This window comes from Gardnerella sp. c10Ua_244 (genome assembly GCF_055818055.1).
This window is the reverse complement of the sequence record NZ_JARFVS010000001.1, coordinates 541,784-559,281: the sequence shown is the minus strand read 5'-3', so window position 1 is coordinate 559,281 and position 17,498 is coordinate 541,784. Positions and strand designations below refer to the sequence as shown.

At 42.5% G+C, this 17,498-nt stretch carries 13 protein-coding genes and 1 tRNA gene; 1 reads left to right on the top strand and 13 read right to left on the bottom strand.

Annotation, left to right across the window (positions count from 1 at the left end; translation table 11 throughout):
- Nucleotides 1-4: 4 nt before the first annotated feature.
- From P0108_RS02435 to tgt, 12 genes are all read right to left on the bottom strand, one after another.
- Nucleotides 5-1,924: an alpha-glucosidase gene (locus P0108_RS02435; RefSeq protein ID WP_064622138.1), complete on the bottom strand. Its 1,920-nt coding sequence runs from the start codon at nt 1,922-1,924 to the stop codon at nt 5-7.
- 214 nt (nt 1,925-2,138) lie between these two features.
- On the bottom strand, nt 2,139-3,107 hold the full coding sequence (locus tag P0108_RS02430; protein ID WP_064621534.1) for a ketopantoate reductase family protein: 969 nt from the start codon (nt 3,105-3,107) through the stop codon (nt 2,139-2,141).
- 242 nt (nt 3,108-3,349) lie between these two features.
- On the bottom strand, nt 3,350-4,396 hold the full coding sequence (locus P0108_RS02425; protein WP_421783226.1) for a ribokinase: 1,047 nt from the start codon (nt 4,394-4,396) through the stop codon (nt 3,350-3,352).
- A gap of 46 nt (nt 4,397-4,442) precedes the next feature.
- Complete coding sequence (gene rbsD, locus P0108_RS02420; protein WP_004109421.1) at nt 4,443-4,838, bottom strand: D-ribose pyranase; 396 nt, start codon at nt 4,836-4,838, stop codon at nt 4,443-4,445.
- A 294-nt stretch (nt 4,839-5,132) separates the two neighbouring features.
- Complete coding sequence (locus P0108_RS02415) at nt 5,133-6,071, bottom strand: D-ribose ABC transporter substrate-binding protein (protein WP_004119817.1); 939 nt, start codon at nt 6,069-6,071, stop codon at nt 5,133-5,135.
- A 263-nt stretch (nt 6,072-6,334) separates the two neighbouring features.
- Nucleotides 6,335-7,336, bottom strand: a complete 1,002-nt coding sequence (locus P0108_RS02410; RefSeq protein WP_004109423.1) for an ABC transporter permease — start codon at nt 7,334-7,336, stop codon at nt 6,335-6,337.
- Between the two features lie 171 nt (nt 7,337-7,507).
- Nucleotides 7,508-9,001, bottom strand: a complete 1,494-nt coding sequence (locus tag P0108_RS02405; RefSeq protein ID WP_033888531.1) for a sugar ABC transporter ATP-binding protein — start codon at nt 8,999-9,001, stop codon at nt 7,508-7,510.
- Between the two features lie 216 nt (nt 9,002-9,217).
- A complete protein-coding gene (locus P0108_RS02400) occupies nt 9,218-10,228 on the bottom strand; it encodes a LacI family DNA-binding transcriptional regulator (protein ID WP_004109425.1) in 1,011 nt (336 codons plus the stop codon).
- A gap of 389 nt (nt 10,229-10,617) precedes the next feature.
- On the bottom strand, nt 10,618-11,079 hold the full coding sequence (locus tag P0108_RS02395; protein WP_064622043.1) for a nucleoside deaminase: 462 nt from the start codon (nt 11,077-11,079) through the stop codon (nt 10,618-10,620).
- A 74-nt stretch (nt 11,080-11,153) separates the two neighbouring features.
- Nucleotides 11,154-11,924 (bottom strand): alpha/beta hydrolase, encoded by a 771-nt coding sequence (locus tag P0108_RS02390; RefSeq protein ID WP_004109429.1) that lies wholly within the window; start codon nt 11,922-11,924, stop codon nt 11,154-11,156.
- Between the two features lie 146 nt (nt 11,925-12,070).
- A tRNA-Leu gene (locus P0108_RS02385) sits at nt 12,071-12,153 on the bottom strand.
- Between the two features lie 75 nt (nt 12,154-12,228).
- The gene (tgt, locus tag P0108_RS02380) at nt 12,229-13,554 is read right to left on the bottom strand and encodes a tRNA guanosine(34) transglycosylase Tgt (RefSeq protein ID WP_004109431.1); all 1,326 of its coding nucleotides are present in this window, start codon (nt 13,552-13,554) and stop codon (nt 12,229-12,231) included.
- 185 nt (nt 13,555-13,739) lie between these two features.
- Here tgt and P0108_RS02375 point away from each other — a divergent pair, with 185 nt between their 5' ends.
- The gene (locus P0108_RS02375; RefSeq protein WP_004109433.1) at nt 13,740-15,533 is read left to right on the top strand and encodes a S1C family serine protease; all 1,794 of its coding nucleotides are present in this window, start codon (nt 13,740-13,742) and stop codon (nt 15,531-15,533) included.
- A 135-nt stretch (nt 15,534-15,668) separates the two neighbouring features.
- Here P0108_RS02375 and P0108_RS02370 read toward each other — a convergent pair whose 3' ends face one another.
- Nucleotides 15,669-17,474: a hypothetical protein gene (locus P0108_RS02370; protein WP_102704531.1), complete on the bottom strand. Its 1,806-nt coding sequence runs from the start codon at nt 17,472-17,474 to the stop codon at nt 15,669-15,671.
- Between the last annotated feature and the right edge of the window lie 24 nt (nt 17,475-17,498).

The window sequence follows — 17,498 nt, the reverse complement described above, 5'->3', positions numbered from 1 at the left end:
AAAACTATTGCAAAGTAACAGCTATACCTTCCCAAGGCGCAAGCGTACCGTTTTTAAGCGATGTAAGCGCGTGATTCACGTCGTAGGTTGTAACCATTACGTCACGCCCCACAAAAGCGTTAGAGGCGCGATTTTGCAATAATTGCGCGCTCTGCGTAGGGATAGGCACAGTTGAGTCAGTCATATTAACCATTACGAGCATGCGTTCTGTAGATTCCGCGGAATTTGCAGCAGATTCCGCAGCAGTCTCTGCAGAATCTTCCTGCTTTTCGCAACCAGATTTAAGCTCGCGCACAAAAGCATACACGCACTCGTCATCTGCATCAACCAAATCCCAAGAACCAGCAGAAACAATCGTCTCCGAATGACGAAGCGCAATCAAATACTTATAGAAAGCGTAAACGGAATCTGAATCTTCCATCTGCTCTGCTGCGTTAATATCCACATAATTAGGATTCACACTAATCCACGGCTCTGCGTTATTTACCGACTGAACATTAAAAGGCATGAATCCCGCGTATTTAGAAGCATTCCACTGCATTGGAGTTCGAGAATTGTCGCGGCCGCGCTTTGCGAGCGCATCCATCATCGACTCAGCAGACTGAATATGCGCTTTTTCTACGCGCTGCTTAAACATATTCAACGCTTCCAAATCGCGATACTGCTCGAGACGCGTAAAGTGCGCGTTAGTCATACCAATTTCCTCGCCTTGGTACACGTAAGGCGTGCCGCGGTGCATGTGAAGAAGCATGGCAATCGCCTTAGCAGAGCGCACGCGCATCTCCTCGCTAGCCTCACTACCCCAGCGAGAAAGCGCACGCGGCTGATCGTGATTATTAAAGAACAGGCTCGCCCAACCAGCATCCGCTACCGCTTGTTGCTGCTCTGCCATCACGCTCTTTAATGCCGTAAGCTTTAGCGGCACAGGATTCCACTTAGTACCGTTTTCGCAATCGATATCCACATGATTGAACAGGAATAACATGTCAAGTTCGCTGTGAGCAGGGTCAGTAATATAAGTATTACGGTGCGGAGAAATTCCCGGAGCCTCGCCAACAGTAAGATAACCTTCGCGACCGTCGAAAACTTCTGCACGCATCTCACGCAAGAATTCGTCTAAACGAGGACCGTCCGAGCAGAACGGGAATGGCGAAGAATAGCCGTCAGCACCAGCTGGCAAATCTTCAATTTGGCAGCCATCTTCACCCGGCAAACGACCTTCAGAATCAACATGCTTGGAAATTTGCGTAATCACATCCATGCGGAAGCCATCAATTCCGCGATCCATCCACCAATTCATCATCTTGTACACGGCAGCGCGAACAGCAGGATTTTCCCAATTCAAATCTGGCTGCTTTGGTGAATACTGGTGAAGGAAGTATTCTCCGCGCTTCGGATCGTAAGTCCACGCGGAACCGCCGAAATACGAACCCCACTTATTCGGCTCCGCACCCGGCTCACCAGGCACACAACCTTCACGCGCAGGCCTCCACCAATACCAATCAGCGTAATCACTAGAAGCATCTCTTGAAGCCTGGAACCAAGCGTGCTCGTCAGAAGTGTGATTTACTACTAAATCCATCACGACTTTAAGACCGCGCTCGTGAGCTCCAGCCAGCAGCTCGTCCATATCTTCCAAAGTTCCGAAAAGCGGATCAATATCTTGATAGTCGGAAATATCGTAACCGTTATCGTCTTGTGGGGACTTGTAAACAGGGCTGAGCCAGAGCACGTCAACGCCTAAATCAGCCAAATAATCAAGGCGAGAAGTAATTCCCTTCAAATCTCCAATGCCGTCACCGTTCGTGTCCTGGAAGCTTCGCGGATAAATCTGATACACTACTGCATTCGCCCACCAAGGGTTTGGAGTAGCGCCGTTCGTGCGCACGGATTCTGGCAAGTTTGCTCTGTCAAAAGTAGTCATTTAATCCCCATTAATTTACATTGATAAGTATTTTTATTGCAGTTTTATTTATTACAAATAATTCTATTTACTTAATAATATTTATGATTTTAGACTCTAAACTTTATCATCATACTAGATGTTACGCGCGGATAATAAAAAGCGGCCCGCAGTAAAAACCGCGAGCCGCGCCTCCTTCTCATTCATTGCAAGAGCTATAGGGATACTCTCTAAATTATTGCTGATTATGAAGTTTGAACGCGAGTTCTGCCAAATGAACTCCATGCGTTAAGAATTCGTGAGTGCGGCAAACGTAATCATTTTCGCGACCGAGCTTCGCTATGTAACCATTAATGTAATCGACTTCAGTCTTTCGTCCGCGACTCATATCTTGGTACATAGAAGGATAGTGCAGAGGATTTGCAACGCGACTTACGTAATCGATAGCCTCTAGCTCCTGCTGACGCGTATTAACCATACGAATTCCGGCACGATCGCACACGTCGTACGCTTCGTTAATAAGCTGTTGAGCCATATCCATAGCCCCAGGGTACGAAATAAACTGACCCATTTGAATCTGATACATTGTGCACAAAGTGTTAACTACGGAATTGAAAACTACCTTCGCCATGCACGTACCCTTGAAATCTTCCGTAATAGTAGGATTCAATCCGGCAGCTTTAAAGTCGTCTCGCATAGCAAGCTCAACGTCACTCACCTGCTCGTTCAACGCGCACATATTCATAGTTCCAACGCCAACTTTACCAATAAAATCAACGTCGCCCGGACCGTTCAAAACGGTTGCAATCATGGCAGTTCCGCCGTAAATATGATCATCCGGGAAGTACTGCTGCAACTTTTCAAAATGACCCCAGCCATTCATAGCAGCAAACACTACCTGATGCTCTTTAAACAAATGCTTACAACGCTCCAACATTTCCGCAAGCTGCATTTGCTTCATAAACACAATCCACACGTCTGGATCGCCATCATAATCTTCAGGCGTATACATATTAATCGGTACCAAATGACGGTTTTCATGGTCACGGCTCACCATTACGCCGCCTTGCTCGCGAACTTTATTCACATTCTCATCCCAGGCATCAATGAAATCAACATGAATGCCAGCCGTTTCCTGCAACAAAACGCCATAGCGATATCCCATAGCTCCCGAACCGATCATTGCATATTTCATGCCACTCATAGTGACACCTCCTTTTAGGTAAAAATGTGCTTAGGCGAAATTCGTGCATACATGAAAATTCGTCGAAGCGACTGTAAATATAGTAAAAAGCAGTAAGGCTGATTGTAGTGACTAAAATCAGCCAACTGCTTTTTGGTTTTTATAGCATATTACACAGTTTTAGAAGAATGTCAAAATTCTGTACATCGGCAAGGCGCGAACGTCAACTGAATATACTTACAATTTATGCATGCATCACCTACTTACAAGTGAAAAAATTGACGAATTTGAGCAACTGTACCGTAAGAAGCTTGGGCACCAAATCCAGTAGCAGCATATGCCGCTACATAAGAAGCGAGTGACGCTGCATCAACCAACCGCATATCCACAGACAAACACGCAAGCACAGTACCCATAAAAGCATCGCCACAACCCGTAGTATCAACGGCATTGACATGCTGAGCCATAATTCGATGCACCGAATTATCAGCATAATCCAAAACCATAGACCCACGTGAGCCAAGTGTTACTATTGCCTCATTAAAGCCAAACTCATGCATTGCATGAAGCGTATGCTTCCAATCAAATGAATCCCAATCACCGCTATCTGGTTCTGAAATATGCAATAGCTGTGCCATTTCATGCTCATTGACCAGTAAGATATCTGCAGATCGTATAAGATCTTGCGGTAATGTATCCAAAAAAGGCGAATTATTAAGCAAAACTTTTACGCCATGTTCATGCGCTAAGCGAGCGCACATCGTAACCGATTCTAATGGACTTTCCAAGCAAAGCCCTAATACTTTTGCATTAGTAATAGCAGCTTGCACAGATGGCGACTGAATATAATCAATATCAACTTGCGAGTTAGACCCAGGCGCATAAACAATAGTATTTTCGCCACTTTGCGCATCCACTGTAATCACTGTTGCGCCACTGTTGCAATTGGGTACATGACGTACATACGTCGTATCAACACCAGATTCTCGCAAAGCACCAGTAAGAAAATCAGCATTAGCATCATCACCTACAGCACCGAAGATACATACGTGCGCACCAAGCTTTGCAGCAGATACTGCCTGATTACCTGACTTGCCTCCAGGCAGTATTCGTATTTCGTTACCTTTAATGGTCTCACCAGGCATAGGAAGACGATTAGCAACAATAGTATAATCCGCATTCATAGAACCAACTATCGCTACAGTAGGCATCTTCATATTTCGTAACGCAGGCAATGTCTCATGTTGCAAAGCCACGTTAACAGGCTGAATGACTTTAATCTTTTCTAAACTCTCTAACGAGTCAAGCATATGATAACTACACATAATTCTCCCTAAATATTGCGCAAAACAAAGCTTAGAATGGAACGCCACAACGCAGCAACACGTTAGAATACGGAGTAGTCTCACCCGTTCGAATCACGAATTTAGCTTGCGAAACAAGAGCCTTAAACCCTCGTTCGCCATCATGCGGCACATAAGTCAATGGCACACCAAGCAAATCCTTGATCCATGTTTCTGGAACATCATCACAAGCTTCTTCCGCCATAATACCAGACTCAAGAACAAGATCATCCTTTATTGATGCAAGCACATCAGGAAATCGCGGTATTCCAAAAACCAAAGCTAAATCAATAACTTCTACGCCCGCTGGGACAGGCAAGCCACAGTCAGAAACAACAAATTGATCCTTATGCCTCAATTTTGCAATAGCAGCTGCTAATTGTGCGTTCAAGATACCATGAGTTAACATAATTCACCCCATATCGTGGCTCATGAAAGTGACATCAACAATGATCATCACCTTCATAACAAGTGCGCCACCACGAACATATATGATAAAAAATCTTATTAAGAAAACAATGGCGTTGAGAACACTAAAGCATACGGTATTAATAAATTTTACTGTTGCGATTATTTTCACGAAAGCATCATGAATGCTCTCAACACCATATAAATTTTGCATTAGCTATATTAATCCATAAAACTACTCAACATAAACTTTAATGTTTATATACAGAATTACATAGTTTTATGCAAATATGTATTACTCAAAATCACCCACATTCTTTACTGTCACTGTTTTCACAGTAATTGGTTCAGTCTTTGGAACACTTTGCCCCTTAATAGCTTTTACAGCAGCAGCAACGGCAGAACGACCAAGTTCCTTTGGCTGCTGAGCAATTGTTCCAGCCATTGTGCCGGCCTTAATAGCTTTCATACCGTCAGCAGTGCCATCGAAACCGACTACTTTAATTTCTTTACCAGCTTTAGCTCCTAATGCTTGAATGGCACCTAATGCCATCTCGTCATTTTCGGCGTAAATGCCGGTTGCATTCGGGTGCGATTGCAACAAATTAGTAGCCACATTTAATGCTTCAGCACGGTCAAAGTTAGCAGTTTGTTCTGCTACAACTTTAATATTTGAATATTTCTTAATACGATCTTTGAATCCTTTGCCACGGTCGCGAGTAGAAGCCGCTCCAGGAATACCTTGCAAAACCAAAACTTCACCCTTTTCGCCCATACTATTAGCTAGCGTGTCAGCAGCCTGAGCACCACCAGCAACGTTATCGGAAGCAATATGCGAAGTAACTTTTTCACCAGTTACAGAACGGTCAACAGAAATCACAGGCAAGTTCGCGCTTAGCAACGGGGCAACTGCAGGACCAGCAGCATCAGAATCTACAGGGTTAATAATAACAGCTTTTGCACCTTGTGATTGAGCATTCTGCGCTTGATCCTGCTGCTTTGCAGAATCATTCTGAGCGTCGGAAACTTGCAAATCAACACCAAGTTTCTTTGCTTCAGCTTGGGCACCATCACGCAAATCCACAAAGAACGGATTGTTCAAAGTAGAAACTAACAATGCGACTTTATCGCCACCATTAGTACTACCACATGCACTCATGCTGACAATAAGTGCAGATGCTGCTGCAACCGCGCAAGCAATCTTTACACCTCGACGCATAATTGGATAATTCATCATATCTCCTTTGATTATTGCCCTGTGCTACCGCAAGTTTTAGTTCGATAAATCCACAATGTTGCAGTGACATAAGGCTGATGTTTCACCATCTCTTTACCTTATTGTTACGTAGTTTTGAGTTATAAAGTTCAGTTATAATATTCCAAATCGTCTCAATTCTTGCTGAAAATATTGATTACTCGCCACTTACGAATCAACATTTGCAAGATTCACCTCCTTCCTACGAGAAGATCAAGTTTATAAAAAGTATTAATTTGCTGTCAGTGCGTATCTTCCTTGCGGCGCAAAGTGTCAAGGCTCACAGCAAAGGCAATAACCAAACCAATAACTACTTGCTGCCAGAAGGAGGAAACATTCAAAATATTCAAGCCATTACGAATTACAGCCAGCAAAATTGCTCCTACGAAAGTGCCAGAAATCTTACCTTTACCGCCCGAAAGCGAAGCACCACCGATAACAACAGAAGCAATAGCATCCATTTCATAGCCAGCGGCAGCCTGAGGCTGAGCGGAATGTAAACGACCGGCAATAACTAAACCAGCGATGGCAGCGAAAATACCGGAAAAAACAAACACCATAATTTGCGTTTTATGAATATTGATACCAGAAAGGCGAGAAGCCTCCATATTTCCACCAACAGCATACATAGAACGACCAGTAGTGGTGAAGTTCAGTATTACTGCAGCAATAACACCCATGATAATCATCATCACAATTGGCATTGGAATACCTAATATCTTGGCACCAAAGAAATTCACCATGCCAGAAGTGGAAATAGGACGACCGTCTGAAACAACAAGGGTAAGTCCACGCGCAACAGACATCATTGCCAATGTAGCAATAAACGACGGTAACTTAAGAAAAGCGTTTGCAACACCTGAAATAAGACCAAAAAGCGCACCGGTTACTATGCCTACAACAACAGTTAACACTGGTGGCAAACCCATAGAAACGCCTGTATACGCAACCAACATACTAGAAATTGCAGCCACCGCACCTACTGACAAATCAATACCAGCGGACACGATAACAAAGGTTTGACCGAATGCCAAAATAGCAACTGTCGCAGCTTGAATACCCACATTGAGAATATTCACACTTGTCAAAAATGCTGGCGTGGCGCACGAAAGCGCAGCACACAAGATAATCAAGCCGATAAGAGCGCCATTGCGTGATGCAAACTTTTTCGCTGCAGGCAAAAATCCTTTATCAACTGCACCGTATCCCAAATGCTCAGATTTTGCACTACTCGTAGCAGCCATAATTTATACTCCTTTAACAAATTTTGCTATAACTCACTGCACTGCTGTGTGCAATAAATTGTTGTATGCAAGTTTTACGTTTGATTGGTAACTTTAATTTTTAAGATTTCAATATGGCTCATGTATCAGTTTCATATTGAAAGCAGTAAGGTTTTACTCATTCCTGTATGCTCAAATACCAGATGTATTAAGGTGAGTCACTGCAAGTTCCATCACACTTTCCTGCGTAGCCTCGCTTGCAGCTAATTCACCGCTGATTCTGCCGTTCGACATCACCAATACGCGATCTGACATGCCAAGCACTTCAGGCAAATCTGAGGATGCCATCAGCACAGCACCTCCATTTTCTACGATACTGTTAATCAACTCGTAAATTTCTACACGAGCACCAACATCAACACCACGAGTAGGCTCATCCAGCAATAGCACTTTCACGTTCGCCATAGACCATTTGCCGAACACGATTTTTTGTTGATTACCGCCAGATAGCGAACCAGCGAGTTGATCAATGTTTGCCATACGAATACGCAATTTTTTTGCAGTTTCTTCCTCGCGAGTACGCTGCCCTTTCAAATCCGCAAATCCTGCATGTGCTGTAGGAACTAATGTAGAAATTCCCAAATTTTCTGCAACAGATGCTTCAAGAATCAACCCTTGTACTCGACGATCTTCTGGGACTAAACCAAGACCAGCTGCGATGCTTCCTGCAATATTCGCTTTTGCAATAGATTTACCATCAACAGTTATTGAACCTGAATCATAACTATCTGCACCAAATATTGCACGAAGAACTTCGGTACGACCAGCACCTACCAAACCTGCAAGACCCACAACTTCGCCAGCATGAACGCTGAAGGATACATTTTCTAACGTACCTTTTCGCGTTAAGCCTTCTACTTTTAGCAGCTCTTTGCCTTGACTACGTTTGCCATGAGGGAATTGATTTGTAATATCACGACCTACCATGAGTTTTACAAGTTCCTTCTCAGGAACTTGCGCATCAACAGTATCGACATATTTGCCATCGCGAAGTACGGTTACAACATCACCAATACGCGCAATTTCATCTAAATGATGAGAAATAAACACCATTCCAACATTTTTGGATTTTAAATCTTCCATAATGTTAAATAACTGTTCACATTCTGGTTTTGTTAGAGCAGCTGTTGGTTCATCAAGAATAAGGATAGATGCATGCTGCATAAGTGCTTTGGCTATTTCTACCATCTGTTGACGAGCTACACCAAGTTGTCCCATTGGCTTATTGACATCTTCATCTAAACCGATAACTTGCAATGCAGATTCCGCACGAGCACGCATCGTCGCGCGACTAACAAAACCAGCTTTCGTAGGAAGCATACCAAGGAACAAATTTTCCATAATAGAAAGTTCTGGCACCAAATTTAACTCTTGGTGAATCACAGCAATGCCCAATTTGCGAGCAGTATCCACATTAGGAATTCGCGCTGTTTCACCATTGATCTCAATATGACCTTTATCTGGCTGATAAATGCCGCTCATCATCTTAATAACTGTTGACTTGCCCGCACCATTTTCACCAAGGAGAACATGCACTTCACCTGGTTTTACTGTTACAGACACATTGTCAACTACCGTAGAATTACCGAATATTTTCGATACTCCTACTAGCGATAGTTCCGTCATGTCTTACCTCTTTCTTCGCTACAGCACCACTGCTGCCACGAAAATGCAATAAATTACGCTACATTACGCTTGTACTTTGGATGAGAATTATGCCGCAATGTGCATGCAAAAACGTAACAACAACGGTACGCTCAGGTGATTGCTGCACACGCTTACAAAGTCACGGTACAAAAATCAATAACAATAGTGTCAAGCTATAGAATAACAGCCTTACAGCTACGCATTTCCTAACGATTCACGCGGAATATACATAGTTTCTACTCGCTGCGATTGAACATCAACATTATGTTCTAACATATCCAAAAAAAGTGCAGCACTAGTACGACCAATGCGCTGAACTTGTTGCGAAATAGTAGAAATACGCGGCGTTGCTAAGCGGAATATTTCAACATCATCAAACGAGATAAGTGAAATGTCACTGCCTATCACTAATCCTTCACGAGCCATTACATCCATCACTCGCAGCGCATCTGGCGAATAACCGACAATAAGTGCTTTTACACCAACGCTAATCATGCGATGCAACACGCTAGCGCATGAGGATTGTTCAAATCCCGTAGATTCTACAAATACATGTTCTTCGCCAAATATCTCCGAAGCCACTGTACGAAATACTTGTTCACGTTCTTGCAGTGACGGTGAAGCGATAATTGGACCCGACACGTAGCCAACTGAGCAAAAACCATGTTGTTTAACATCCAATAATGCTTCACGAATACCTTGCTCTGGATCCGAATCCACAACTGGCACATGCGTCAAATCGCCAGTCCGAGACTCCACATGTCGATCCATAAACATAAGTGGAAGATGCTGCTCCATCAACATTCTCATAGCATCAGTTTCCTCACCTTGAGGCACAATAATCGCACCATCAATGCGTTGAGAAAGAATACTTGTAATGAATGAATCTTGACGAGCTGCACTCTCAGAAGATGTTCCAATAAACGCACAATAGCCGGCATCAAACAACGAGTCTTGCACAGTATACGCAAGCTCAGCAAAATACGCATTGCGTATATCTGGCACAAGTAGCCCCACTGTCTTAGTACGAGATGACCGCATCGCCTGAGCGCGAGAATCTGGTATATAACCTAGTTCCGCAACTGCACGCTCAACTTTCGCCTTAGTGTTTGCCGATATACGACCCGTATTATTCAATGCGCGAGAAACAGTTGATACTGATATACCAGCACGTTGCGCAACATCGCGAATCGTAATGTACGACATGACACCTCCAGCTCATCTCTTATGCTCAACCAGTGTTAACAATTTTGCACTGTTATCGATATGTTTTGATTTTAGCTTGTACTCCATGTTTTATACTACGTTTTTCTATATACTCCTCTCGTTGGAGAAAAACAGCACTATGCAACCATGCATAAGAGCCTCTGTGCAATCTTATTCTCAATGAGCAGCTTCATCAGCGCTGAATAGAATCCGCAATTGAGATAACGTTCCCACAATTGTCGGTTTCTTCAACTTACCTCATGCGGTAACGTTACCGCAACTATAACATTTTGCTAGAATGAACACAAGGGGAACACGCTAAAAATTACTTTTCATGCACTGCGTTATCTTGAATTAAACGCAACATTAAAAAATAATGCAACACTTATCTAACGTTGATGCGCAAAAAAGTTTCGCAAGGGTTGAGCACACTCAGATTCGCATACTGAACCAATGACTTCCGGACGTGAGCCAACATGAGGATCTCGCAAAATATCCCATACAGAACCACACGCACCAAGTTTGGCATCCCACGCCCCGAAAATCACGCGTTTAAGGCGCGTTTGCAGCACAGCTCCAGCACACATAGGGCAAGGTTCAAGAGTTACTACCAGAGTACAGTCAGATAGATTCCAAGATTTACGCGAGGTAGCAGCATCTTTCATAGCAAGCACTTCAGCATGAGCCAAAGGATCAGCGCTCTGCTCTCGCATATTTGCGCCTTTGCCAATAATATTACCGCTACCATCAAGCACAACTGCTCCAACTGGGACTTCGCCTGCAGAAGCAGACTCTCGAGCCAAATTCAAGGCTTGATTCATTGCAAATACTATCTCATCGCGCATATTCATGAAATCACTTTACAAATTAATTTACAGATTAAGAAAAAACAAAATCGAATAAATTTACATAAATCTAAGTAAATTTACATAAGCCCAGAAGAAATATCGTGAGTTACGAACCACTTGCGAATATCGCCAATTTCGTTCATATCAACAGCGTGATCCAACCCGCGATAACGACGTTCTTCAAGCCAAGTGTGCTCCTCAAGCCACGCTGCAGCAGCCGAGAATTCGTAAGGAGGAATCACGCCATCCTCTAATCCGTAGCCGAAAAATACAGGAGTATTACGCTCAGCTAAATCGTTATCTTGTAATGCGATTTCTTCCGAGGAAGCAGGAACACTAGGCGCTATGAACCCGGAAAGCGAAACGGCCGCACGGTAGCGCGAAGGATTCAAACGCAAAACGTGCACCGCGAGCGCAGCGCCTTGCGAAAAACCAAATGGCACAATGTCGCGATTCGCTGGAATATTTTCATGCACCCATTCGTCAATTGCTACAGCAGCAGCATACATATCGTAATCTAAATCTTCTCGCTGCGGCACAGCATCGTGGAACCAACTGTAAGCGCCTTCTGCCAGCTTAAGTGGAGCACGTAAAGCGATTGCATCATTATATGGTGCAACTACTCGCAACAAATCCAATAAATCTTCCTCGTTAGAACCCCAACCGTGAAGGAGCAAAAGCAGCGGATGCGTTGGATGAGCTGAAGCATTCCCTTGCGAATACTGTGCATTCATAACTTTTAAAGGCTCACCAAAACGACCCGGCACAACGTGAGATTCGCGACCAATATGTGGATCGTAAGAATTGTCACCTACATTATTGATATTTAGTTCATCGTTAGTGTTCATTACATCACCGTCGCTTGTAATAAATAAAAGTTTGTACAATACTCGCACTTTTTTGCATTGCAGTTGCAATATAGTTGCCTTATATTTGCACAAAAGGCCAGAATAGTAAGAGGCAAAGCCCTTGCAATTCCAGCCTTTTTAACTAGTGCGAACGGCGGGACTTGAACCCGCACGAGCATACGCTCACTGCCACCTGAAGACAGCGCGTCTACCATTCCGCCACGTTCGCATACAAAGTGCAAGGCTATCATATTTAACATAAATTCGCAATATTTAACCTAGCATTTTGCGCTCAAAACTACTCTCAGCCTTTAGAACCGTTTTCGTAATAGTGTGCAAGAGTCTCATCGCGGAACTCTTCAAAATATCCGCCGTCAATAGAAGCTCGAATATCGTCGAGCAGCTTCACAAAGAAACGCTCATTATGAATGGTTGCAAGCGTAAATCCATTCATTTCACTAGCGCGCAACAAATGATCCACATACATTCTGGAATAATGCGTGCAAGTGTAGCAATCGCAGCCTTCTTCAAGCGGACGCTGATCATGCTTAAACTCTGCACGTTTTACGTTGTAGCGACCATGACGAGTAAAAATTGCTCCGTTTCTTCCGCAGCGAGCTGGAGCCACGCAGTCGAAAGTATCTCCGCCGTTTTCAACGCAAGCAAAAATATCATCCACGGCTGCAATACCAAGCACGTGGCGTGGGCGATTTTCCGGCATAGCATCGCAAATCCAAGCGCAAGTATCACCAATAATTCGCTTCTCAATAGCGCCACCAATGCCTACGCCATCAAAATCTAAAGAAGCAATCTGCTCGGCCGCATGCCTACGCAAATCCTCATAATTAGCACCCTGCACAACGCCATACAATGCTTGATACGGCTTGCCTACACGCTCCTCGGTTAAACGCTGATGCTCTGCAACACAACGCTTTGCCCAGCGGAAAGTGCGCTCTACAGATTCCTCTTGATATCGGCGAGTATTCATCAAAGTAGTAAGCTCGTCGAAAGAAAACATAATATCCGCGCCCAGCTTATGCTGGATTCCCATAGAAATTTCAGCACTAAAACGGTGCTTAGCTCCGTTAAGAGGAGACTTAAAAGTTACGCCATCCTCGTCAACAAAAGCCATACGCTCCTTACCGGCTGCAATAACATCATCCGACTTCATGCCAGTAACGTCCATTGCAAGGGTCTTCTTAAAACCAGCACCCAAAGAAAGAACCTGAAAACCGCCAGAATCCGTAAAGGTTGGCTTATCCCAGTTCATAAACTTTCCCAATCCGCCAGCTTCGTCAAGAACATCCGCGCCAGGACGTTCGTACAAATGAAAAGCGTTTGAAAGCATGCACTGAGCGCCCAAATCCTTAATGCTTTCTGGCAACACTGCCTTCATTGCAGCTTGCGTTGCAACAGGTACAAATGCTGGGGTCTGAATATCTCCGTGAGGCGTGTGAATTACGCCGGTGCGCCCATAGCGAGCACCGTCACGACCTTTACCTTCAGCAGTATTGGAAAGTCGCGTTTTAGTTGTAAACGAAAATTCTTTGCGGTCACCAGGCTTCCCAGGCTCAGCTCCGCGTGGATGTTCAAGAAGACTTGTCATAGCATTTACTTTATTAGAAGGCATGACGAGTATAAATAAAAAACACACACAATTTATATTTTTCTGTGACAATATCCAAATTAATTTGCAAAATTTATGAAATTTACAAGGCAAATTATTTAAAAAATTATAAAAAAACATACTATCTCTTACATAGATAATGGCATGGTTTATTATGGTGTGTTAAGAGTCTTTTGTAAGGAGGATGAATGGCTGACGATATGTATGGTGCAAATCAGCAGGAATCCAATGAAACTGCAAATAATGGATATTACGAGCAGCAGGAACAACCGACGCAACCAGCACAACCAACGCAAACAACGCAACCAGCACAAACATATAGCCCAGCTCCTGAATTCGGAGCTTACGGCCCAACAAATAACGAAAATGAAGTTGGTACAAACACTACACAGTATCCAGCTAACAATTACGCCGTAAACCAAAATAACGATGCGGATAATACAAATATCAACAATGCTCCTACGCAATACATTGGATCACAAAATTACTACGGAAATAATAATTTTAACGGCTTCGGAAATCCGTATAATTACGGCACAGACAATAATTCTTACCCAAATAATGAAGTTGGCAATCAAACACCAGCGCAACAGAATTTTAACAATAATGCAAGTAACGAAGAAAATGAAAATATAGCAAAAACAAGCATTATTAGCACAAATGCAGCAAATACAAACGACACAAACAAAAAAGGTAACAAAAGAAAAACAAAAAGCTCTTCGTCAACTGCTTTTGTTGCCATTTTATCCTCCGCAATTTCTGCAATAGTTTGCGTAGTTGTAGTTCTATTTGTAATCTCGCAAGGTCTTATTTCAATTCCACAAAGCGGCTCTTTCGCAAACATCGGCTCTCATTCTTCTGGCCCTGGGACCGCAGTAGTTAAAGGCGGACAATCTCCGGATTGGCAAGGAGTTGCAAAAAATGTTTCCGGAGCCGTTGTTTCTATACAAACTCGTTTAGAGAAAGGCATGGGGAAGGGTTCTGGAGCAATTATTGATTCAAAAGGTTATGTTGTAACAAACAATCACGTAATTGCTAATGCAAAAGAAATTCAAGTAACCCTTTCTAATGGTCAAATTTATTCAGCTACATTAGTCGGAGCAGATAAAACTACTGATTTGGCAGTACTTAAATTAGACAATTCACCAAATAATTTAAAGACAGTCCAATTTGCAGATTCTAATCTGCTTTCCGTTGGCGAACCGGTTATGGCAATCGGAAATCCGCTTGGATATGACGATACAGCTACCACAGGCATTGTTTCGGCTTTAAATCGTCCAGTATCAGTTATGGACGACCAAAGCCGCTCTGAAATTGTAACTAATGCAGTACAAATTGATGCAGCTATTAATCCAGGAAATTCAGGCGGCCCAACTTTTAACGCTGCCGGAAAGGTCATAGGTATTAATTCTTCTATTGCAGCGACATCAGCTCAAGGGGAGACTACAGGATCTATCGGCATCGGCTTTGCAATTCCAGCAAATCTGGTGAAACGAGTAGTTACAGAAATTATTAAGAATGGTTCTGTAAAGCACGTAGCACTAGGGATCATGATTAAAAGCACAGCAGTTGAGTCCGAAGGAATTACTCGCGGAGGAGCTCAAATTGTTTCTGTCAATCAAGGAAGCCCTGCTGAAAAAGCCGGACTCAAAGCCAATGACACTATTGTTGCCTTTGACGATAAGCCTGTATCCAATAATTACGCACTCCTCGGGTATGTGAGAGCAACAGCGTTCAATCAAAAAGCTACGCTCACAATAGTTCGTAACGGCAACACACTTAAGTTGCAAGTTACATTCAACCAAGAAGAAACTGCTGTTAATGGCACAAATAAGCAAGAAAAGAAATTAAAGAAAAACCAAAAGAAGCCTGGTAAAAAACGCGGAAGTAACTCGTACGATGGTGACGATGACGATTTACAACAACGTGGAGATGACGATGGTGACGATGGTGGAATATTTGATCCATTCGGTTTCTGGTAAATAAAACCGCATGTTCTACTATTAAAAAGTAAGACACTGTAATAAAAATGCCCCTAAATAAGTTAGTTAACTTACGCAGGGGCATTTTCATAATGTAATTAAATATATTTAAATATAATTATATAAATGCGCTAATTATTTTTTGCGCTCATATACAATAATTCTTCCTTCTGAGACTCCTGCTTTCCAAGATGATTTTGTTTTAGCAATAGTATGCTCAGTATAATGGTCGATATTGTAGTTTAAATACACAAAATAATACCAAGGCTTATCTGATTCTGTGACAAAGAATTTAGGTTCTTTCTTTGCTTTGCAAGCACCCATTTCATTTGATGCCTGTTCTTGAGATGGCTGCTCATTTGTAATAAACGAGCTATTCTTATAACTGCAATCAATAAGATTCTTCGAGAAATAAGGATTTGCTGTAATAAGCTGCCACGAATATTGATGAATATCTTCAAATTCAGGAACAATAACATTACCTTGTTTATCCGTTTTTTCATCTTGATGTAGCCAAGACGTTACGAATCGCATGTTTTCAGCATGATTTTGCTTAATAAATTGCGCAAGTGCGCGCGAACCTGAATAGTCGAATCGAATATCGTTAACGCAAGAATACCCGTTCCAAATCAAGCTTGGGGATAATAAAACAACAATAATAATGCCAGCAATAACTTTGCTTCCGGCAGATTTACTTGCAGATTTACTATTGCTATTTTCAGCTTTATTTGCAGCTTTGAACAACCTAAAAATAATCGCCGGAATATCTTTAGATTCCAGTGGCTTACGCGCAATACACATCCAAAGTTGAGATACGAAGAATGCAAAAACGATTCCTGCGTGATGCAAAGTGAAATATTGCGTGGCAATTGCCGCAAAAGTCAAGTAAGGAAGTATCAAAGAAACAAGCATGCCTCTTCGATAAGCGATTCTTACAGCGAAAGACCATATTAAAATCGAAATAATAACGCAAATAATCGCGGAAGGTACGCTTAGCATAAGTCTACGTAAAGAAACATCGCCAGCAAATTGAGTGAACATACTTTCTGATGGCATAACGAAAATAAATGACAAGAATTGTATAAGAGGAGAATTTCCGTCGAATGTTTCACGCGATGCGAAAGCGTTAGCAGCAGGCCAAATGCAAATAATGCTTGCAATTCCAACTAAAGCAAGGATTATCCAGCTTACTAATCTGTTAGTGTTAGAGACTATTTCAGCGAAAGCTTTTTTAATTCCTGCAGATTTTACAACTCTCCAAATCCACGCAAAAGCAAAACCTGCTGCTAAAGCAATGCCATAAGCACTGATTGCACATAAAAGTACAAGACTCAAAGCGAGTTTCCAAGTATCAGAAGGCTTAGAATCAGATCGTTTCCAATAATGTGCAACCATAAACAAAGCCGCGCAAAGAAGAGCATACGGGCGTGAAGTAACGCCATATTGGAAGCACAAAAAATACGTAAACGGAAGCAAAAACACAGCCAATTTACTAAAAGGCGCGCGGAAAATAAGCCAGCCACCCAAAAGCGCAGTGCATAGAAGTTGCACGCCTTTAAGACCAATTTCGTATGGAACTCCTGTTTTTGCAGGTATGGAAAGAAGCAAAGTCCAAAGCGGCGGATGGCCTTCATAATGTGGTCGAAGAGTTAACAAATCAGCAAACGAAGAATCGCGTGCAATAAGCCAACTTTGAGCTTCATCAAACCAAGGCTCGTGGAAGCACATAACTGCTACGACGACAGATAGGTATGCAATAAAAATAAGCGAACGAGCATTCTTTACGAACCATAATTTATTTGTTGTTTTTAAAGTTTTTGTCACATTTAAAGTTTTTTTTGTTTTTGACGTACTTGTGTTCGTATTTGTACCTGTATTTGTAACAGTATTTTCGTTCATAAGTGTTTTATTTTCTTCTATAGTATTTTCGCTAATATGCATATTTCTATTTAATTATTTCTTTCA